The sequence below is a fragment of the Streptomyces sp. NBC_00247 genome (assembly GCF_036188265.1).
Classification (GTDB): Bacteria; Actinomycetota; Actinomycetes; order Streptomycetales; family Streptomycetaceae; genus Streptomyces.
Genome location: NZ_CP108093.1, coordinates 3241801 through 3261785, shown reverse-complemented (window position 1 = coordinate 3261785; position 19985 = coordinate 3241801). Strand labels below are relative to the sequence as shown.

Below are 19985 nucleotides of genomic sequence, written 5' to 3'. Positions count from 1 at the left end.
GCGGGGCCCCCGGGCGCGGCAGACGATGGTAATCCGGCAGGCCACGAGCGAGCGGGCGACGACGGCGGGAGATTCCGGTGGAGGGCAGAACCGACGAGCGACCGCCGCCCGAGCCTCCCGGGGGCCCCGGCCCGGATGCGGTCGCCCCGGCCGGCCTCGACGCCGTGGCCGCCTTCGCCGGAGGCTCCCCCGCCGGGGTGGCGGTCTTCGACACCCGTCTGCGGTACGTCTACGTGAACCCGGCCCTCGAAGCGTTCAACGGCCTCTCCGCCGCCGCCCACCTCGGCCGCACGGTCCAGGAGGTGCTGCCGCAACTCGACGCCCGCGACCACGTCATGCGCCTCGTCCTCCGGGACGGGAAGCCCCGCACGTCCATGACCCAGGGCCAGTCCTGGGGCGTCTCCCGGCACGAGGAGCGCTACTGGCAGGCCGCCTACCACCGGCTGGAGCAGAACGGGGCTCCGATCGGTGTCCTGTGCGTCCTGGTGGAGATGAGCGAGGTCAAGAACGAGGAACGGGATCTCGAACGCGCCCGCAGGCACCTCACACTCCTCTCGACGGCCGCCGTCAACATCGGGACCACTCTCGACATGGACACCACCTGCCAGGAACTCGCCCGCTTCGTCGTCCCCGCGCTCGCCGACTTTGCCGCGGTGGAGGTCTTCCCGCCCGACATCGGGCACACCGTCCGCCAGGCCCCGCCCGGCGTCCTGCGGATGCGGCGTGCCGGTTTCGCCGCCGCCCCCGCCTACCAGGGCGGAGCCGCGGTCTTCAGCAACACGGGCGAGTACATCGACTACGCGGAGGACGCGACCGTCTCCCGGTGCCTGGCCGCGGGCGAGCCCGTCGTCATGGACCTCGGGGAAGGGAACGAGTTCGGCCGGGCCGACGCCCGAGCCGACCTGATCGCCGCCTACCGGGCCTCCGGCCTGCGCACCGCCCTCGTCGTCCCGCTCGCCGCCCGGGGCGTGTCCCTCGGGGCACTGAGCCTGGTCCGCTCGAAGGAGTCGCGGCCCTTCGACGACGAGGACGTGCTCGTCGCCGTGGAACTCGCCGGCCGGGCCGCCACCGACCTCGACCACGCCCGCCGCTACGCCCGCGAACACACCATCGCCCGAGAGCTCCAGGCCTCCCTGCTCTCCGAACCGCGCGGAGCCCACCCGCACGTGGAGGTCGCCACCCGTTATCTGCCCGCCGACCGGGGCGCGGTGGTGGGCGGCGACTGGTTCGACGTCGTACCCCTGCACGACGGGCGCCACCTCAAGGCGATGGGCGACGTCATGGGCCACGGCGTGGAAGCCGCGGTGGCGATGAGCCACTACCGCTCGCTGCTGCGGCTGCTCGCGGGCGAGGACCTGCCCCCGCACCGCATCCTGGAGCAACTCGACGCCATGGTGCAGCGATCGGGCCTGGACCGGGCCGCCACCTGCCTGCTCGCCGTGGTCGACCGCTACGCCGGGATGTGCGAGGTGGCGAGCGCCGGACACCTCCCGCCCGTCTTCATCGACCCCGGCGCGAACCGCTCACGGGTGGTGCCCGTGAAGCCCGGCCCGCCGCTGGGCATGGGGTTCGGCGGCTACCGCACCGACGCCGTGCCGTGCGGCCCCGGCACCGTCCTCTTCATGTACACGGACGGGCTGGTGGAACGCCGGGGCGAGGACATCGACGTCTCCGTACGCCGCCTCTCGACGCTGACCATGCCGGAGAGCGGCGACCTGGAAGACCTGCTGGACGAGGCCATCGACCGGTTCGGCGAGGGCGCCGACGACGACATCGCCGTCCTCGCCTCGCGCATCCGGGAGGACACCGGCTTCGGCCGGTGGACGGCCGACTCCGCCAGGACCCGGCGGCCCTTCCGCCCGACCGGGCCGAAACTCGTCGACGGCCCCCGCCCCGCCGCCGGTCCACGCCTGATGGGAGGCTGACGCACGGCCCGGACCGGCCGGGCGTCAGCCCAGCTCCAGACTGGTGAGCCCGTACACCCCGCCCCGGTCGAACTCAGGTACCGGCCCCGCGTACATTCGGGCCGTCCCGAACGACGGCTCCAGACCCAGCTGCTCCGCCAGCCGCACCCCCACGGGGTTGATGTCGGGCACGTCCACCGCCACCGGCGTCCCCGGCGCGGCGGCGGCGAGGGCGCCGAGCAGTGCCGCCGCCACGTCCGGCGAAGCCGCGTACAGCGGGCCCACCCGGGACGCGGCACGGCAGGCCCGCACCACCCCGAACCCCTCGACCGCGCCGTCCTCCTCCCGCACCACGACGAGCGCCGTCCGCCGCGGAGCGGTGATCCACGCCGCGAGGAACGCCTCGCGCGGGGCCGGGAAGAACCGCCGGTCGTACGCCGCCAGCCGGTCGAAGGGCACCGAGCGGGCGTCGGCCAGCCGCAGCCCCGGCGGGAGCACCGCCCCGGCCGCCGGGAACCCCTCGTACCGCGCGTTGCTCCACTCCGTACGGAAGCCCGACCTGCGGTAGTTGGCCTGCTGGTCGGGTACGCCGTCGAGCCCGATGGTGCGCCCGCTGAGGCGCGCCGTACCGGCCCGCCAGGTGCGCAGGCCGTAGCCCTGCCCGCGCAGGTGGGGGCGGGTGAGGTAGAAGCCGAGGAAGGCGTAGCCGGAGCCGTAGCGGACGACCGACACGGAGGTGGCGGGCTCCCCGTCGAGCCGGCCGAGGAGGAAGCCGCAGGGGTCCGCCGTGAAGAACGGGCCCTCGTCGGCGAGCCCCGGGTTCCATCCCTCCTCGTGGGCCCAGGCGGCCAGGGTGGGCATGTCGTCGGCGCTCGCGGTGGTGATCTCGAAGGTGGACACGGACCAGTCGTACCCCGGGCAGGCCCGGGCACCGGGGCCATTCCGCCGGATTCCGGGCCCCATGCGCCCGGCGCGCCCCCGGAAACTGCCCTAAGGAGTGGCGTGCGCGGACTGCGGTTTACGCCGCAGCTGGCGCACCACGATGGCGACCGCGGTGATCATCGGCAGCAGCCCGGCGACGGCGTCGGCGGCGAGCAGCTTGTCCGCCCGCCCCGTGGTGCGGCGGACCCGCTTGACCGCACGGAAGATCGCGAGGGCACTCGTCCCGACCTTGAGCAGCAGGCGTCCCTTGGAGGGACCCGCCGCTGCGGACTTCTCCGCCCCCTCGGCGCCCCCGAAGTCGCCGGACGCCTCATGCTTCCCGTGCTTTCCGCGGGGGCCGTGCTTCTGCGGCGTCACGGCCTTCCGGGACCTCTTTCCGGACATCTGTGCGTCCCTCCTGACGGCACCGGCCGGACCCGTGCGCGCGGCCCGGACTCGTACGCGTTCCACGTAACCGGCCCTGCGCGCCGCCCGCAAACGCGGCCCGCGCCCCCGCGTGGGCCACGCGGCGATCCACGCCGTGGGCCACGCCGTGATCCACCGTGTGAGCCGCCGCCAAGTAGTCCCGGACGCGGACGGGTTCGGGCCGGAAACATGACGTAGCCCTTCACGACGGGGGATGCGTGAAGGGCTACGTCATGCATTATGGCCCGCCCCGCGTCCGGCGACAACTGACCGGTAGGTCAGCTCAGTTCGACCGTCCGGTCGGTCGTCCGGCGCGCGACGCGCGACGCGCGAGAGGCCCGGCCCGGGAGTCGGTGGCGCGGGTCGTCCCGGACGGCGCGACGGATGCGCGCGCGGGACAGCAAGGAGGCGAAGAAACCCTCGCTCCACGAGACGGGAAAAACTGTCGCGGCTACGATAGAGGTGACTGATCTGGACACAAGTGTTCTGGGACTCGCAGGCGTCCCCGGGGAGCGGACAGGCCGCCCTCCCGGTCCCTCGCGTGGTCCCGGAAGAGGTGCTATGCCCCCGGAAGCCACACATCACGTCGTCGACCGGCTGGACGACGACGACTACCCCGCGTACACGATGGGGAGGGCCGCCGAGATGATCGGCGCGACACCCGCCTTCCTGCGGGCGCTCGGAGACGCCCGCCTGATCACGCCCCTGCGGTCCGAGGGCGGCCACCGCCGCTACTCGCGCTATCAGCTCCGCGTCGCCGCCCGCGCCCGCGAGCTGGTGGACAGCGGGACGCCGGTGGAGGCGGCCTGCAGGATCGTGATCCTGGAGGACCAGCTCGAAGACGCGCTCCGCCTCAACGAGGAGCTGCGCGCGGGCCGTGGCGGCCGGCGCGCGGACGGTTCCGGGGGGTCCGGAAGGTCCGAAGGGGGCGAAGGTCCCGGCGAGTCCTGAATATCTGCTTCCGCCGAAGCAGATATACGGACAATGAGCGAGGAGAATTTATGGCGCCCCGGGCGGAACGTAATTACGTACCGCCCTCTTTTGCTTGCATCGTGCTACGGTTGTTGAAGTTGCAGTTGTGGTTCCCAAGAACTTCACGCGCTCTTGCCGGTCGTACACCGGTGGGTGCGGTTTTGTATTTCCGGTATTCATCCCGGACGGGGTAATCATCACGGCGACGTTGGACACGCACAGTGCGTGTCTGCGGGTTATGCCCCCAAGGAGACTGACATGGCTACTGGAACCGTGAAGTGGTTCAACTCGGAAAAGGGCTTCGGCTTCATCGAGCAGGACGGTGGCGGCGCTGACGTCTTCGCCCACTACTCGAACATCGCCGCCCAGGGCTTCCGTGAGCTGCAGGAGGGCCAGAAGGTGAACTTCGACATCACCCAGGGCCAGAAGGGCCCGCAGGCCGAGAACATCACTCCTGCCTGATCTCGCGCAGACGTTCCACGCAGCTGGGGCCCGCACCTTGGGGTGCGGGCCCCGGCTCGTTGGCGTTTCCGGCCGTGCGGGATGATGTCCCTGGGCCGGATTTCTTTTTCGCCCGTTCATCCGGCGTTTCCCGTTTTTCGACAGGAGTTCCGCTCCCGGTTCTCCTGTTTCCGTATTTGTCCCGTTCATCGGCTCGTTCTTGCGATTCTGGGCGCCCTTTCGGTCGTCGCTCTTCACAGAGAATCCCTCGATACGTGCCCATCGAGGAAAGGTTCTCCATGAACCGCGATCGCACGCCCCGCTCGAACGACAGGTTTTCCCGCACCCGATCCGGTGGTTCCGGCTCCTCCTCCGGCGGTGGCTCCGGCTTCGGCGGAGGCCCGAGGTATTCCGGCGGAGGCCGTCCCGGCGGCTCCGGCGGCGGACCGCGCCGCTCCGGCGGCCAGGGCAGCCGCAGGCCCGCGGGCAGGAGCGAGTTCGCCCTGCCCGTCACGATCAACCCGGGTCTCCCGGCCGTCGAGGCCTTCGACGAGATGGAGCTGCCCGCGCCCCTGAAGGCGACGCTCGTCGTCGAGGGCGTCACCGTGCCGTTCCCGATCCAGGCGGCCACCCTCCCCAACTCGCTCGCCGGACGCGACGTCCTCGGCCGCGGCCGTACCGGCTCCGGCAAGACGCTGGCCTTCGGCCTCGCCCTGCTGGCCCGTACCGAGGGCCGCCGCGCGGACGCCCGCAGGCCGCTCGCCCTGGTCCTCGTACCCACCCGTGAGCTGGCGCAGCAGGTGACCGACGCGCTCACCCCGTACGCCCGGTCGCTGAAGCTGCGGCTCGCCACCGTCGTCGGCGGCATGTCGATCGGCCGGCAGGCCAGCGCGCTGCGCGGCGGTGCCGAAGTCGTCGTCGCCACGCCGGGCCGGCTCAAGGACCTCATCGAGCGCGGCGACTGCAAGCTCGACCGGGTCACCATCACGGTGCTCGACGAGGCCGACCAGATGGCCGACATGGGCTTCATGCCGCAGGTCACCGAGCTGCTCGACCAGGTGAACCCGGAGGGGCAGCGGATGCTCTTCTCGGCCACCCTCGACAAGAACGTCGACCTGCTGGTCCGTCGCTACCTGCACGACCCGGTCGTGCACTCCGTCGACCCGGCCGCCGGTGCCGTCACCACGATGGAGCACCACGTGCTCTACGTGCAGGGCGCCGACAAGTACGCCACCACCACGGAGATCGCCGCCCGCGAGGGTCGCGTGATCATGTTCCTGGACACCAAGCACGCCGTGGACCGGCTCACCGACCACCTGCTGGCCAGCGGTGTCCGGGCCGCCGCGCTGCACGGCGGCAAGTCGCAGCCGCAGCGCACCCGCACCCTGGACCGTTTCAAGACCGGGCACGTCACCGTGCTGGTCGCCACGAACGTCGCGGCGCGCGGCATCCACGTCGACAACCTCGACCTCGTCGTCAACGTCGACCCGCCGAGCGACCACAAGGACTACCTGCACCGTGGCGGGCGTACCGCGCGCGCCGGTGAGTCCGGCAGCGTCGTCACGCTGGTGCTGCCCAACCAGCGCCGCGAGATGACCCGCCTGATGCAGGACGCGGGCATCACCCCGCAGATCGCCCAGGTCCGGTCCGGTGAGGCCGAGCTGAGCCGGATCACCGGCGCCCGGACCCCGTCCGGTGTCCCGGTCGTCATCAGCAGCCCGCCGTCCGAGCGCCCCAAGTCCTCCGGCAAGTCCCGCGGCGGTGCCTTCATGGGCCGCGGGCGGGGTCCCGGCGCCGGGGCCCGCTCGGGCTCCGGCCGCAGCCGCCGTACCGACCTGGCGACGCCGGAGGCACGCGCCGCAGCCGCGGTGCGCCGCACCAACCGCGCCGCGTAGGCACCTCGCACGCACGGACAGCGCCCCCGCCCGTCCGGTCCTCGTGACCGGTGGGCGGGGGCGTTCGCGTGTGCGGGCCTCAGGACTTCCGGGCGGGCTTCCGGACGGTTTCGGCCGTGCCCTCCGCGTCCAGGTGCGGCAGCAGGCGGTCCAGCCACCGGGGGGTCCACCAGGCGGCCCGGCCCAGCAGCGTCATCACGGCGGGCACGAGCAGCAGCCGTACGACGGTCGCGTCGATGAGCACGCTGGCGGCGAGGCCCAGGCCCAGCATCTTCACCACGATGTCGTCGCTGATCAGGAACGCCGCGAAGACGCTCACCATGATCAGCGCCGCGCAGGTGATGACCCGGGCGGTGATCTCCAGCGCGTGCGCCACGCTCCCCCGGGGGTCGCCGGTACGCAGCCAGGCCTCGTGGATGCGGGAGAGCAGGAAGATCTCGTAGTCCATGCTCAGCCCGAAGACGATCGCGAACATCATCATCGGGACGTAGCTCTCGATCGGCACGTCCCCCGACACGCCGAGCGCCGGGCCGCCCCAGCCCCACTGGAAGACGGCGACCACGACCCCGTACGAGGCGGCGATCGAGAGCACGTTGAGCACCGCCGCCTTCACGGCGACGAGCAGCCCCCGGAAGACGACCAGGATCACCAGGAACGCGAGGCCCACCACCACCAGGATGATCAACGGCAGCCGGCCGGCGACGATGTCGAGGAAGTCGACCTGGGCGGCGGTGGTGCCGGTGACGTACGTCCGCGCCTTGTAGCCCTCGACCGCCTTCGGCAGGACCGTGTCGGTCAGGTCGTCGGTGAGGGCGGTGGTCCGCTCGTCCTGCGGGGCGGCGACGGAGTACGCGGTCGCGGTCAGCACGTCCCCGTCCGAAGTGGCCGTGAGCGGGGTGATCTTCGCGGCGTCGGTCACCCCGGTGAGGGCCTTCTGGGCCTGCGAGGAGAGCGCCGCCCGGTCCGCCTGCGGTACGTCGCTCTGGTCGACGACGAGGGTCAGCGGGCCGTTGGAGCCGGGGCCGAAGGCGGACGACATCAGGTCGTACGCACGCCGGTCGGTGAACGACTTCGGGTCGGCGCCGTCGCCGATGTGCCCCAACTGGATGAAGAACAGCGGGCCAGCCAGAACCGCGAGCACCACCACCCCGACGGCCAGGAACCACCAGGGCCGCCGCTCCACCCGCTCCGCGTACCGGTGCCGGCCGCCTCGCGCGCTCCCGCCCGGCGCCGCGTCCGTCTCGGCGATCGGGGTACGGACCCGGATACGGTCGATGTGCCGGCCGATCAGCCCGAGGAGGGCGGGAACCAGGGTGAGCGCGCCCAGCACCGCCGTGACCACGGTGACGGCCGCCGCCAGGCCCAGCTTCCCGATGAAGCCGATGCCGGACACCCAGAGCCCGGACAGCGCGATGATCACCGTGCAGCCCGACAGCAGCACCGCGCGCCCGCTGGTCGCGGCCGCGTTCCCGGCGGCGGTGGCCGGGGGCCGCCCGTCGACGAGGTTCTGCCGGTGCCGGGTCACCAGGAAGAGCGCGTAGTCGATGCCGACCCCGATGCCGATCATCGTGGCGAGCGTCGGAGACACCGTGGCGAACGTCCACACGGAAGCCAGCAGTCCCAGCAGCGCCAGCCCGCACACCGCGCAGAACAGCGCCGTGACCAGTGGCAGCAGCGCGGCGAACAGGCTGCCGAAGCCGATCAGCAGCACCAGGATCGCCACCCCGAAACCGATCGCCTCGCTGGTGCGGTCGTTCGCCCCGGGGCGCGCGAGTTCGCCGAGCGGCCCCCCGTACTCCACCTGCGCCCCGGCCGAACGCAGCGGCTGCACCGCCTGGTCCACACCGTGCAGATAGTCCGAGCCGAGCGTCGAGGGCTGCACGGCGAAACGGACCGTGAGGTACGCCGTCTTCCCGTCCGTCGAGAGCGGACCGGTGTTCGGGGTACCGGTGGGCGGCGGGGTCGGCTGGGTGCCGGGCGGCGGCAGCGGGTTCTGGACGGAGAGCACCTCCGGCAGCTTCTGGAGGCTGCCGACCGCGGAGGAGACCTGGTCGGAGAGGTCGGTGAGGGGCGCGTCCGCGTCGTGCAGCACGATCTGGCTGCTGTACCCGCCGGCGGACGGGGCGTGCGCCTTGAGGACGTCCAACCCGTCCTGGGACTGCGTACCGGGGAGCGAGAAGTCGTCGGAGTAGTCGCCGCCGTACGCGTGGACGAGCGCCTGCAGCCCCGCCAGGGCCACCACCCACAGCACCAGCACGACCACGAAGTGCCGGGCGCACCACGCACCGAGGCGGCGCAGCCCGCCGGTGGGGCGCCGCGTCCCGTCCGCGCGGCGCGGGGGCGGGACGGCCATCGCGGACGGTGACGACGGCATGGGACCTCCCGGTGGCCTGCTGGCGGGCGTGCGTCCTGGCGGAGACCTGGTGACGTCCCAGTCAAGGAGCGTTCGCGGGCGGGGGCACGTGGGGTCGTCCGAACGGGCGGGTGCGGGGGAGACCGGGCTGTGCGGGGCGGGCGCGGAACGGCGGGGGCGCGCGGGGTGACCGTCCCGGCCCCGACGACCGCGGGACGTACCGGGCGTGTCCGTCCCCGTGCCGGGCGGCGGGCTCTTGCAGGATGCGAACGGTGGACAACCCCGGCACCCTCATCCTGATCATGGCCATGGCCGCCCTGGCGCCGCTGCTCACCGCCTCCGCCTCGCGGTTGCTCTCCGTCCCCGTGGTGATCTTCGAGATCCTGCTGGGCATCCTGGTCGGTCCGGACGTCCTCGGCCTCGCCCACCACGACCAGGTGATCGACGCCCTCTCCGACCTGGGCCTCTCCATGCTGATCTTCCTGGCGGGGTACGAGATCCGGTTCGGGGACGTCGGGGTACCGGTCCTGCGCCGGGCGGGCGGCGCCTGGCTGATCTCGCTCGCCCTCGGACTGGGCGTCTCCCTCGCGATCAACAGCGGTGACCTGGCCCGGAGCCTGGTCATCGGTACGGCGCTGACCAGCACCGCGCTCGGCGCCGTCCTGCCCATCCTGCGGGACTCGGGGCGGCTGGAAGGCCGGTTCGGGGCGGTGGTCACCGGGTTCTGCGCGGTCGGCGAATTCGGCCCGATCATCGCGATGGCCCTGCTCTTCAGCGGCCGGAGCCCCGGCGTGGCGAGCGTGGTGCTGGTCCTGTTCGCCCTGGTGACGGCAGGTGCCGTGTGGTGGGCGTCCCGGCCCCGGCCGCCCTGGTTCGGCCGCATCGTGGCCGCGACCCTGCACAGCAGCGCCCAGTTCGCGGTGCGCTTCGTGATGCTGCTGCTCGCCGCGATGCTGGGCCTCTCCGAGCTCTTCGGCCTGGACACCCTCCTCGGCGCGTTCGCCGCCGGCCTGCTGACCCGGCTCGTCCTGACGGGCTCGGTGCCGGAGAGCAGCGAGGTGATCCTCTCCAAGGTCGAAGCCATCGGCTTCGGTTTCCTCGTGCCGTTCTTCTACGTCGTCACCGGCATCGACTTCGACCTGAAGGCCCTGCTGGACGGCGGGCGCGCGTTGGCGCTGCTCCCGGTGTTCCTGCTCCTCTTCGTGCTCGTACGCGGCGGCCCCGTCTGGCTGCTCGCCCCGCGCGACCTGTCCTCCGGCGCGGAGCGCGGGGCGCTCGCCCTGTACGCGGCCACCTGCCTGCCGCTCGTCGTCGCGATCACCACCATCGGGCTCGACGAGAAGGCGATCAGCACCGGGGAGGGGGCGGCCCTGGTCGGCGCGGCGATGGTGTCCGTCCTGGTGTTCCCGCTGGTGGCGCCCTGGCTGTTGGCCCGTCGGGAAGGGCCGGGCGCGGGAGCCGGGGGCGCACGGGCCGACCGGGGCGGCGAGGCCTGGTGAAGCCCGCGCCCGGACGGGCCTCGCGGCCCGCTCCGTACAACCGCGCAGGTCATCGGGGCGGAGCCGGCGCGGGCGCCGTGCGTCACCCGGTTGCCCGGCTCTCCTGCGAAGTCCGGCGGGGCGACGCAGGGTGGACCCATGTGGTCCCGCCGACTGGCCGCAGGAGCCGTACTCCTGACGCTGGCCTTCCTGATACTCCGGGACGGCCCGGCCGGGCACGCCCCTCACGAGCGCGCCGCCGCCGTCGCCCCGGAACCGATACGGGTGCCCGCCGAACCCAGGATCGTCAGCCGAGCCGCCTGGCACGCCGACGAATCGATCGTGAAGGAGAAGGCGGTGTACACCGGGGCCGCCCGGGCCGTCTTCATCCACCACACGAACAACGGCAACCGCTACGACTGCGACGACGCCCCCGACATGCTGCGGGCCGTCCAGTCCGACCACGTCAACGACGAGGGCTGGGACGACATCGGCTACAACTTCGTCGTCGACCGCTGCGGCACCATCTACGAGGGCCGCGCCGGCGGAGTCACCCGCCCGGTGCGCGGCGCCCACACCAAGGGCTTCAACGCGGACACCGTCGGCATAGCCGCTCTCGGCACCTTCACCGACCCGGACACCCCCGTGCCGCAGCCGATGCTCGACGCGATCGAGCGCATCGCCGCTTGGAAGCTGCGCCCGGGCACCGACCCGCGCGGCGAGGTCGTCCTGGTCTCCACCAACAGCGAGAGCCTCTACCCCAAGGGCAACTCCGCCGATCTGCAGGTCATTTCGGGCCACCGCGACAGCTACGGCACCGACTGCCCGGGCGAAGCGCTGTACGCCAAGCTCCCCGAGATCCGCGAGCGGACCGCCGAACTGCGCGAGGCCGCCAGCGGCAGCGCGGACCTGCTACCCGCCGAGGCGCAGGCGCGGAAGCAGGCCGCCGGGGGGTGAGGGACGTCGTCGTCCTCAGCCCTCCGCCCGCTCCGCCGCGCTGCGCTCGACGCAGAACTCGTTGCCCTCGGGATCGAGCAGGGTCACCCACCCGGCCCCGCCCGGCTTGCGGTGGTCCTCGTACAGCGTGGCCCCGAGACCGATCAGCCGGGCCACCTCCTCGTCCCGGGTGCGGTCCCGCGGCCGGAGGTCGAGGTGCAGCCGGTTCTTGACGGCCTTCTTGTCCTCGACCCGGATGAACAGCAGCCCGTGCGCGCCGGCGTGGACCGAGGCCTCCGGGTCCCCCGGAAAGTCGTCGGCGGCGAGCTCACCGCCCAACGCGGAGGCCCAGAAGCCCGCGAGTGCGTACGGATCGGCGCAGTCGATGGTGATGTGACGGATGGCGGAAGTCATGGGGCCACCCGATCACGTCACGGCCTGGGGTGTGAGGGGTATGCGGTGAGAGAGCGGCTCAGCGGGCGATCGTCCCCGTGGTTGCCCGAATCGTGCCCTTGGCCTCCGCGCGCTCGCGTGCGTCAGGGCTGTCTCCTGACGGCTCCGGGTGCGAAGGGCAGAGGTACTTCCTGGGCGCCCTCGTGACCGCTACCGTGCCCGCGCCGCCTGCGTGCCGTTGGTTTTGGCGTAGTGGTGGGCGGCGGCGACGGAGGCCATGAGTTCGGCGTCCAGGAGGGACGGGTCGGCCAGGCGGGTCGGGGCGGCGTACGAGGCGAAGAGGGCCTTGGTCACGCGGAGGGCGGACTCCGGGCGGCGGACGATCGGCCTGGTCCAGTCGCTGACGGCCCGGTCGAGTTCGGCCTCGGGGACGACCTTCTGCAGGACCGAGAGTTCGTACGCCTCCTGGGCGTCGAAGACGCGGCCGGTGAGGATCAGTTCGCGGGCGCGGGCGGCGCCGATCTCGTTGATCAGGCGGGGGAGCACGCCGCCCCAGGCGGTGGGCAGGCCGAGGGCCAGCTCGGGGAGGCGGAAGGTGGTGGTGTCCGCGCCGACGCGCAGGTCGCAGGCGAGGGCGAGGGCGACGCCGGCGCCGATGACCTTGCCCTGGACGCGGGCGACGGTGACCGCGGGGTTGGCCGTGAGGGCTTCGCAGACGCGGCGGGCCTTGTCGCCGGCGATCCGGATGCCGCGTCCGGTGGGGTCCTCGTCGAGCCAGTCCGCGAACTCGTGCCGGTCGCCGCCGAGGCTGAAGTCCTCTCCGGCGCCGCTCAGGACCAGGACGCGTACCTCGGGGTCCGGCACGGCGAGGACGGTCAGCAGGTCGTCCAGCATCGCCTCGCTGACAGCGTTGCCCTCGTCCGGCCGGTTCAGCTCGATCCGGAGGACGGGCCCCTCGCGGTGGGTGCGCACGGTGGTGGTGCGGCGTCCGTAGGGCGAGAGGAAGTCGGAAAGCGGGAGTTTCATATCGTCACATTCATATCGTCACGCCGAGAGAGGTCACGCGCCGGAAGACCATCCGGGAGGCGTACGTGGCAGGGGTGGTGACCCGGAGATCCGGGAAGCGGTCGAGGAGCTGGACGAGGAGCGAGCGGGCCTCCAGCCGGGCGAGGGCCGCGCCCAGGCAGTAGTGGACGCCGCCGCCGAAGGTGAGGTGGCTGCCCCGGCGCCCGATGTCGAAGGTGTGCGGGTCCTCGTTGCGGCGCGGGTCGTGGTTGGCCGCTCCGTACATGACGTGGACCATGGCGTCCTTGGGGATCGTGACGCCCGCGAGTTCGGTCTCCGCGGCGGCGACCCGGGTGTTGATGTGTATCGGCGGGTCGTAGCGGAGCACCTCCTCCAGCGCGTCGTCGATCCGCTCGGGGTGCGCGCCCAGCTCCGCCCAGCGTTCCGGGTCGCCGGCCAGCAGCGACACCAGGGAGGAGAGCAGGGTCGCGGTGGTCTCCAGGGAGGCGATGGTGACGAACATGGTGAGCCGGTACAGGATCTCGTCCGCCGCCTCCCGGTCCGGTTCCATCGCGTCCCAGGTGTGGATCCAGCCGGTGAGGACGTCGTGGGCGGGCCGGTCGCGGCGTTCCTGGACGAGCTGGGTGAAGTACTTCCGCAGGTGGGCGGTGGCGTCGGCGGAGACGGCCAGCTCGCTGCGGGTCGGCAGCAACTCCTGGGCGTGCACCTGGTTGTGGGTGATCTCCAGGATGTGGGCGTAGTCCTCGGCGGGGATGCCGAGCCAGCCGCCGATGGTGGAGATCGGGAGCCGGTCGCTCACCAGGGAGACGAAGTCGGCCTCGCCACCGCCTTCGAGCGCCCCGGCGAGGTCGTCGAGGAGCCGCCCGGCGTGCTCCTCGACCTGCGGGGTGAGCCGCTCGATCGTCGTACGGTCGAAGAGGTTGCCGAGACTGCGGCGCTGGCAGGTGTGCTCCGGGGCGTTGAGGCGCGCCAGGGTCTTGGTCATCTCCTGGGTGGCGACGGCGTCCCAGCGTCCGGCGTCCTCCTGGCGTTCCTGCCAGGCGAAGTCGGGGGCCAGCCAGCCGCGTCCCTTGAGCACCTGGTTCGCGGAATCGAAGCCGGTGACGAAGTACCCGCCCCACGGAGCGGGGACCACGTCACCCATGGCTCTCAATTCCGCGAGCAGGGGATAGGGATCCTCCTGCCCTTGCGGGGATTTGAGTTTTCGCAGCAGGGCGACCAAGGCCCGGCGGTCGACGACGGGCTTGTCGGTGCCACTGCTCGTGCTCACGGAGAGTTCCTGTTCCTGGGCTGATGGTTACCGCCCAGAACCTACCCGCGGGCATATCCCGGCCATGCGCTGATCATTGTTGGTCATGTCACAGGGATATGCCTCAGGAATGGTCAATTCATACTCGGAACACGTCGAGGAACGAACTCCACCAGCCCTTGTTCTTCTTGGTCGTCTCGGCCGCGTGGTGACGGGGCGTCACCTGTGCGGCCTCGGTGGAAGTCCTTGTCGTGGAGGCATTCTGATGATGCGTCACACCATGGCGGGCCGCGGTCGGGGTGAAGACCACCGGCAGGGACGCCAGCGCCCGGTGGAAAGGCCCCGGCCGCCATTCGACCGCGGACGGGTGCACCGCGAGAGCGATGTCCGGTACGGAGTTGAGCACCTTCTCGATGGCGGTGAGGGCGATCAACTGGGCCGGGGACTTCGCCGGGCACACGTGCGGGCCGGCGCCCCAGGCGAGGTGGGCGCCCTTGGCCATGGTTTCGCGAGCGGCGTTGAGATCCGGGTCGCTGTTGGCCGCCGCGAAACTGATCAGTACGGGCGTCCCCGCGAGAAGGATCATGCCGTTCAGGTCGACGTCCTGAACGGGGTAGTGCGTCGCATAGTTGGCGATCGGCGGGTTGTTCCAGAGCACTCCGTCGATGGCGTCCTCCACCAGGAGGCCGCCTCCCCGGTAGCCGCCCTGGCCCGTGTCGCCCGACAACATGGCGAGCAGGGCGTTGGCTATCAGGTTGCGCTCGGGTTCGACGCCCGCGCCCATCAGCATGACGAGCTGGTCCTTCAGCTCCTCGTCGCTGAGGCCGGCCGGGTGCTGGATGAGCCAGGAGGTGATGTCCTCACCGGGCTGCCGTCGCTTGAGCGCGACGAGCTCCATCAGGCACTCCGTCAGGCGGGCGTTGGCACGCAGCACGTCCTCGCCGTCGAAGATGGCCGACATGTCACGGGTCAGCCGGTCGCCGATGTCGCCGGGGCAGCCGAAGAGCTGGTTGAAGAGCAGCAGCGGCAGCAGCTTCGCGTAGTCGCCGAGGAGGTCGGCGCTGCCCCGCTCGATGAACTGGTCGACCAGGTAGTCCCCGATGCGCTCCACGTCCCGCCGCAGCCGGCTGGGGTTCAGCCGGGCGAGGCTCTCGGTGACCGCCTTGCGCAGCCGGAGGTGCTCGGTGCCGTCCGTGAAGAGGCAGTTGGGCCGGTACGCCATCATCGGCAGGACCGGGCTGTCGAGCGGCACCTGCCCTTCGCGCAGCGCCACCCACCGCCGGGAGTCCCGCGCGAAGAGCGACGGGTTCTGCAGGACCCGGAGCGCCGCCTCGTGCTGGACCACCAGAGTGGCCTCCACACCGGGGGCCAGCTCGATCGGGGCGGCGGGACCGTGGGCGCGCAGCGCGTCGTACACACGATGCGGATCGGCCGCGAACTCCGGGCCGTAGAGCGACGTCTGCCGCCCCTGGTGCATCGGGCACCCGGAGGGGGCGCCCTGCGAGTTGGCTCCCGGCGACGGGTCCATGTGTCTTCCTCGGTGTGAAGGCGGGCCGGAACAGGCCCGTGGGGGGTGGAGCGTTGAAGGGGCGGGCCGGGCGGGTGTCCGACCATGCGACGCGCATGGTCGGACACCCGCCTAGGCGACGCGGGCGAGCAGGTGTTGCACCAGCGTGATCAGGGCCTTGGCGGAGGACTTCTGGTCACGGGCGTCGCAGTGGATCACCGGAGTGTCCGGCAGCAGGTCGAGCGCCTCACGCAGCTCGTCCTCGCCGTGCTGCGTCGCCGGGTCGAAGCTGTTCACGGCGACCGCGTACTCCAGGCCGTACCGCTCGACCAGGTCGATCACCGGGAAGGTGTCGGCGAGCCGGCCCGGGTCGATCAGCAGCAGCGCGCCGAGCGATCCGCGGGCCATGTCCTCCCAGAGCTGGACGAACCGCTGCTGCCCGGGGGTACCGAACAGGTACAGCACCAGTTCGTCGCTGAGCGTCAGACGGCCGAAGTCCAGCGCGACCGTCGTGGTCTCCTTGCCGGGAGCGCTCCGCAGGTCGTCCAGGTGGGCGGCGGCCTGCGTCATCCGCTCCTCGGTCCGCAGCGGGGTGATCTCGGAGAGCGTGCCGATGAGCGTCGTCTTGCCCACGGCGAAATGTCCGACGACGAGGATCTTCGCCGCGCGCTGGACCGCGTCCGGCACATAGATGTTCTCAGCCGAAGCGGACGTGGAGTCCATGCAACACCTCTTCGAGGATCTTCCGGTCGACGAGCTGGGCGGCGGGCGGGGCCTTGCGCCGGATCAGGTGGCCCTGTTCCGCTAAATCCTGGAGCAGCAGCCGGGCCACTCCCACGGGTTGCTGGAGGTGGCCGGCCACCTCCGCCACCGAGAGGTAGCCGCCGGAACACAGGTCCCAGATCGCCCGGACCTCGGGACCCGCCTGGGCGGGCATCTCCCGGTCCGGGGCGATGGTGACGAGCGTGACGAGGGAGAGCGCATCGGCGTCGGGCAGACCGCGCCCGCCGGTGATGACGTACGAGCGGACGAATCCGCTGGAGACGGCCTCTTCCTCGCCCCGGGCCGTCATGCGTCGCTTCCCGCCGTCTGGCGAGGAGGTGTGGTCATCGCCTTTCCGACCGCGCCGACCTGCTGCTGCATGCGGAAGGACATCGCTTCCATGTCCACGTCCGCCGCCGCCGCCGCGGCCAGGTACGCGCCGCTGCCCGCCGCTATGAGGAAGATCCAGCCGTCCTCGTACTCCAGCAGCGTCTGCCGCCACTGGCCGGGCGTCCGGGTACCGATGAAGGGGGCGACGGCACGGCTCAGCGACTGCATCGAACTCATGGCGGCGGCGACGGTCTCGGCGTCGTCACGGCCGATGTCGGCCGAGCTGGCGAGCAGCAGGCCGTCGGCGGACACGAGGATCGCGTGTCGGGCGCCGGGGACCTGGAGCACGTCGTCGAGTACCCACGACAGGTCGGGATTCACTGGTTCTCGGTTCCTTCCATCGTCGTCGTGTCACGTCCGGACCGGGTGCCCCGCTGGAACGCGCCGAGCCGGGAGGCCGTCTCTTCGTTGCTGCGCACCAGCGCCGGTTCGGTCGCCGCCGTGGGCAGTACGGAGACCGGGCTCTGGCGGCGGCGCTTGGGCAGGCCGCCGACGGTGGTGGCCGGCGGCGTCGCGGGAGCGACCGGTTCGTGCCGTACGGCGTCGGGGAACAGGGGGGTCGGGGCGGCCGCTGCCGGACGCCCGGTGAGCGACGGCATGGAAGGCGCCGAGGTCTCGCGGGTGACCGGTACGGGGCTCGGCGGTACGTCGCCGGTCAGCAGCTCGTCGGGGAGCAGAACCACCGCGCGTACACCTCCGTAGGGGGATACGGAGTCCACCGACACCTTGAACCCGTAACGGGCGGCCAGCAGGCCGGAGACGGCGAACCCGAACTGAGGGGGAATGCCCAGGCTGGAGACGCTGATCTCCGCGCGGGGGTCGAGCAACGCTCCGGCGCGGTCCTTCTCCTCCTGGCCCATGCCGAGACCGGCGTCGTCCACGATGAGGCAGACGCCCGAGGGGACGGCCTGGATGTTGATCTCGACCGGGGTACCGGGGGCGGAGTAGTTGGTGGCGTTGGCCATCAGCTCGGCGAGGACCACGGCGACCGGCTCGACGGCCTTGCTGACCACCGAGAAGTTCACCTGCCCGTTGATCCGGACCCGGTCGAAGTGCCGGATACGGCCCTGGGCGCTACGGGCCACGTCGAAGACGGAGGCGACGGTCTCGCGGCGGCCGAGCCAGCCGCCGCAGAGCACGGCGATGCCCTGTGCCCGGCGGCCGAACTGGCTGTTGGCGTGGTCGATCGCCATCAGGTCGGCCAGCATCTGCGGGTCGTCCCCGTACTTCGTCTGGGCCTTCTCGATGACGACCTGCTGCTGGTCGGCGAGGCCTTGGAGGGTACGCACGGCCGCCTTGAGGACGGCTTTGGTCTCCTCCTCGGCGTCCTTGCGGACGTCGGACAGCTCCGCGGCGTGCCGGTGCAGAAGCCCGGTCTGCGCGGCCTGCCATTCGTCGCGCTGCCGCCACAGCCCCTCGCGCTCGGTTCTGAGCTCGGAGGCCTGCCTGCGCAGCCGGATATTGGTTTTACGAGCCCGCAACACGGCGCCAACGGCGACCAGTGCTACGACCATCAGTGCCCAGAGGACAGCGTCCTGTGGAAATGTCATGAGACTCACTTCAAGTGCCATGGCTGCGGATACGGCTTGGCGCCCCCGTGCCTGCCGTATTCCCTGGCTCAACGAGCCCTGGACCGCGCCACGCAGGGAATGCCCCTCCGAAGTCGGGGCCGAGGATGTCACCCCTTGCGGAGTGCCCCCTGTACGCCATCAGCCCACTGGAAGTCAGTTGATCTTACATGGGTCACATAAGTAAGTGTGAATTCTTGAACGCCAGTTGCGAGGTCTCGACCGATTGTGCGCATTTATGATCCACCGTCATATGCGCGCGGTGTGCGGGTGGATGTCCGTTCGCGAGGACGAACGGCTCCTTGGTGACACGTGCATCATGCGCGCGCCGGTAACGCGCGGAGGTCGGCGAGGATGCCGCGGGGTGCACGGAAAGTGGCCGCGGGGTGGCATCCGTGGCTGTACGTGGTGGTGACGGGCGAAGCCGGTGGGAGGTGCGGGGGCAGTGGCGGCTGTGTGAAGATTTTGCACAGATGGGGCGAGCCGGTTTCCGGTGGGCGTGTTGGCCGGGTTTCGGACGTGCGGCTCGGCCGGGTCCGGGGGGTGCGGCCGGGCTCTGGGCGTGCGGGTCGGGGCCCGGGTCCGGGTGAGGGGTGCCGGTCGTCGGTTCAGACGGCGATGACGGTCACGCCCGCCTCGCGGAACGCGTCCGCTTCCTCGTCGCCGATGGCGGTGTCGGTCACCAGCACGTCGATGCGGCGCAGTTCGCAGACCCGGGCGAAGGCCCGGCGGCCGATCTTCGAGGAGTCCGCCGCCACGACCACGCGCTGAGCCCGTTCGGCCAGCAGCCGGTTGACGGCTGCCTCGCCCTCGTGATGGACGTACGCCCCGTCCCGGACGTCGATCGCGTTGACGCCCAGTACGGCGACGTCGAGCGTGATCTCCTCCAACACCCCGCGCGCCAGCGGTCCCGTCAGCTCGTACGACTGGGGGCGGGCGACTCCGCCGGTCACCACGGTCTTGATCTGCGGCCGGATCACCAGCTCGTTCGCGATGTTCAGGGCGTTGGTCACCACGGTCAGCGCGGGCGGGGTGCTGCCGCCGGCCGCGCTGTCGCCGCCGATGTCCGTACGCACCGAGAGGCCGCGCGCCACCTCGGTGACGGTCGTGCCGCCGGTCAGGCCCACGACGCCACCGGCCGGCACCAGATCCGCCACGGCGCGGCCGATGCGCTGCTTCTCCGAGGCGTGGCGCGCGGTCTTGTACCGCAGCGGGAGCTCGTAGGAGACCCCGTGCGCGACCGCGCCGCCACGGGTCCGGGTGAGCATCTGCTGCTCGGCGAGCTGGTCCAGGTCCCGGCGGATGGTCGCGGCCGACACCTCCAGCGTCACCGCCGCCTCCTCGACGTCCACCCGGCCGTGCGAGGCGAGCAGTTCCAGCAGGGCGTTCCACCGGGCGTCCCTGGACACAGGCGCTCTCCTCGGATGTGTGTGGCGTACGGGTCTCCGGGCTTCCCCTGGGGCGAAATCCGGACAGCCGCAAGCCTGTCACGAGCAGCGGAAATGTTCGAACGCTGAAAGAAACAGGGTTTTGCATGCTTGAACATGCTCGATAGGAGCGACTAACGTGCACGAACGAGCAAGGGGGGTCGGATGAGGTCGGGTCGGGCACCCCTCGTCGGCCGGTCCCTCGGCAGGTCCACCGGTGGTCCGTCGTCCGTTGGTCCGTCTTCCGGTGGCCCGTCTTCCGGTGGTTCGTCTTCCGGTCGCCTACCGGTCGGTCCCGCAGCACGTCCAGCAGCCCGTCCCCCAGCCCGTCCTCCAG

General features: G+C 71.6%; 18 protein-coding genes. 6 read left to right on the top strand and 12 right to left on the bottom strand.

Features of this window, described 5'->3' with window-relative positions; genetic code table 11:
• Positions 1 to 164: 164 nt before the first annotated feature.
• On the top strand, positions 165 to 1925 hold the full coding sequence (locus tag OHT52_RS13805) for a SpoIIE family protein phosphatase (RefSeq protein WP_328723730.1): 1761 nt from the start codon (positions 165 to 167) through the stop codon (positions 1923 to 1925).
• A 24-nt stretch (positions 1926 to 1949) separates the two neighbouring features.
• Here the strand turns inward: OHT52_RS13805 and OHT52_RS13800 are convergent, their stop codons facing one another.
• The gene (locus tag OHT52_RS13800; protein ID WP_443046789.1) at positions 1950 to 2765 is read right to left on the bottom strand and encodes a GNAT family N-acetyltransferase; all 816 of its coding nucleotides are present in this window, start codon (positions 2763 to 2765) and stop codon (positions 1950 to 1952) included.
• 129 nt (positions 2766 to 2894) lie between these two features.
• Complete coding sequence (locus OHT52_RS13795; RefSeq protein ID WP_328720441.1) at positions 2895 to 3230, bottom strand: hypothetical protein; 336 nt, start codon at positions 3228 to 3230, stop codon at positions 2895 to 2897.
• 582 nt (positions 3231 to 3812) lie between these two features.
• Between OHT52_RS13795 and OHT52_RS13790 the strand changes: the two genes are divergently transcribed.
• The 3 genes from OHT52_RS13790 (at position 3813) to OHT52_RS13780 (ending at position 6559) form a co-directional block, all read left to right on the top strand.
• A complete protein-coding gene (locus tag OHT52_RS13790; RefSeq protein ID WP_328720440.1) occupies positions 3813 to 4202 on the top strand; it encodes a MerR family transcriptional regulator in 390 nt (129 codons plus the stop codon).
• Between the two features lie 279 nt (positions 4203 to 4481).
• Positions 4482 to 4685, top strand: coding sequence for a cold-shock protein (locus tag OHT52_RS13785; protein WP_266706811.1), 204 nt, complete (start codon positions 4482 to 4484; stop codon positions 4683 to 4685).
• 278 nt (positions 4686 to 4963) lie between these two features.
• On the top strand, positions 4964 to 6559 hold the full coding sequence (locus OHT52_RS13780) for a DEAD/DEAH box helicase (protein ID WP_328720439.1): 1596 nt from the start codon (positions 4964 to 4966) through the stop codon (positions 6557 to 6559).
• Positions 6560 to 6638: 79 nt separating this feature from the next.
• On the opposite strand, the gene OHT52_RS13775 is transcribed toward OHT52_RS13780, so the two are convergent.
• Positions 6639 to 8933, bottom strand: a complete 2295-nt coding sequence (locus tag OHT52_RS13775; protein ID WP_443046576.1) for an MMPL family transporter — start codon at positions 8931 to 8933, stop codon at positions 6639 to 6641.
• 251 nt (positions 8934 to 9184) lie between these two features.
• Between OHT52_RS13775 and OHT52_RS13770 the strand changes: the two genes are divergently transcribed.
• Together OHT52_RS13770 and OHT52_RS13765 are read left to right on the top strand one after the other, a co-directional pair.
• The gene (locus OHT52_RS13770; protein ID WP_328720438.1) at positions 9185 to 10411 is read left to right on the top strand and encodes a cation:proton antiporter; all 1227 of its coding nucleotides are present in this window, start codon (positions 9185 to 9187) and stop codon (positions 10409 to 10411) included.
• Between the two features lie 138 nt (positions 10412 to 10549).
• On the top strand, positions 10550 to 11347 hold the full coding sequence (locus OHT52_RS13765; RefSeq protein WP_328720437.1) for a peptidoglycan recognition protein family protein: 798 nt from the start codon (positions 10550 to 10552) through the stop codon (positions 11345 to 11347).
• Positions 11348 to 11362: 15 nt separating this feature from the next.
• Here OHT52_RS13765 and OHT52_RS13760 read toward each other — a convergent pair whose 3' ends face one another.
• The 9 genes from OHT52_RS13760 to OHT52_RS13720 form a co-directional block, all read right to left on the bottom strand.
• Positions 11363 to 11740 (bottom strand): VOC family protein, encoded by a 378-nt coding sequence (locus OHT52_RS13760; RefSeq protein ID WP_328720436.1) that lies wholly within the window; start codon positions 11738 to 11740, stop codon positions 11363 to 11365.
• A 189-nt stretch (positions 11741 to 11929) separates the two neighbouring features.
• A complete protein-coding gene (locus OHT52_RS13755) occupies positions 11930 to 12745 on the bottom strand; it encodes an enoyl-CoA hydratase/isomerase family protein (protein WP_328720435.1) in 816 nt (271 codons plus the stop codon).
• A 10-nt stretch (positions 12746 to 12755) separates the two neighbouring features.
• Complete coding sequence (locus OHT52_RS13750; RefSeq protein ID WP_328723728.1) at positions 12756 to 13889, bottom strand: cytochrome P450; 1134 nt, start codon at positions 13887 to 13889, stop codon at positions 12756 to 12758.
• A gap of 244 nt (positions 13890 to 14133) precedes the next feature.
• Positions 14134 to 15522, bottom strand: a complete 1389-nt coding sequence (locus OHT52_RS13745) for a cytochrome P450 (RefSeq protein WP_328720434.1) — start codon at positions 15520 to 15522, stop codon at positions 14134 to 14136.
• A 111-nt stretch (positions 15523 to 15633) separates the two neighbouring features.
• The gene (locus tag OHT52_RS13740) at positions 15634 to 16224 is read right to left on the bottom strand and encodes a GTP-binding protein (RefSeq protein WP_328720433.1); all 591 of its coding nucleotides are present in this window, start codon (positions 16222 to 16224) and stop codon (positions 15634 to 15636) included.
• Positions 16199 to 16573, bottom strand: a complete 375-nt coding sequence (locus OHT52_RS13735; protein ID WP_328720432.1) for a DUF742 domain-containing protein — start codon at positions 16571 to 16573, stop codon at positions 16199 to 16201. The genes OHT52_RS13740 and OHT52_RS13735 overlap by 26 nt, the downstream gene beginning before the upstream one ends.
• Positions 16570 to 16974 (bottom strand): roadblock/LC7 domain-containing protein, encoded by a 405-nt coding sequence (locus tag OHT52_RS13730; protein WP_275493012.1) that lies wholly within the window; start codon positions 16972 to 16974, stop codon positions 16570 to 16572. The genes OHT52_RS13735 and OHT52_RS13730 overlap by 4 nt, the downstream gene beginning before the upstream one ends.
• Complete coding sequence (locus OHT52_RS13725; protein ID WP_328720431.1) at positions 16971 to 18203, bottom strand: ATP-binding protein; 1233 nt, start codon at positions 18201 to 18203, stop codon at positions 16971 to 16973. Before OHT52_RS13725 ends, OHT52_RS13730 begins: the two co-directional genes overlap by 4 nt.
• Before the next feature lie 626 nt (positions 18204 to 18829).
• Positions 18830 to 19630 carry a DeoR/GlpR family DNA-binding transcription regulator gene (locus OHT52_RS13720; protein WP_328720430.1) on the bottom strand — a complete coding sequence of 267 codons (801 nt, stop codon included), beginning with the start codon at positions 19628 to 19630 and terminating at the stop codon, positions 18830 to 18832.
• Between the last annotated feature and the right edge of the window lie 355 nt (positions 19631 to 19985).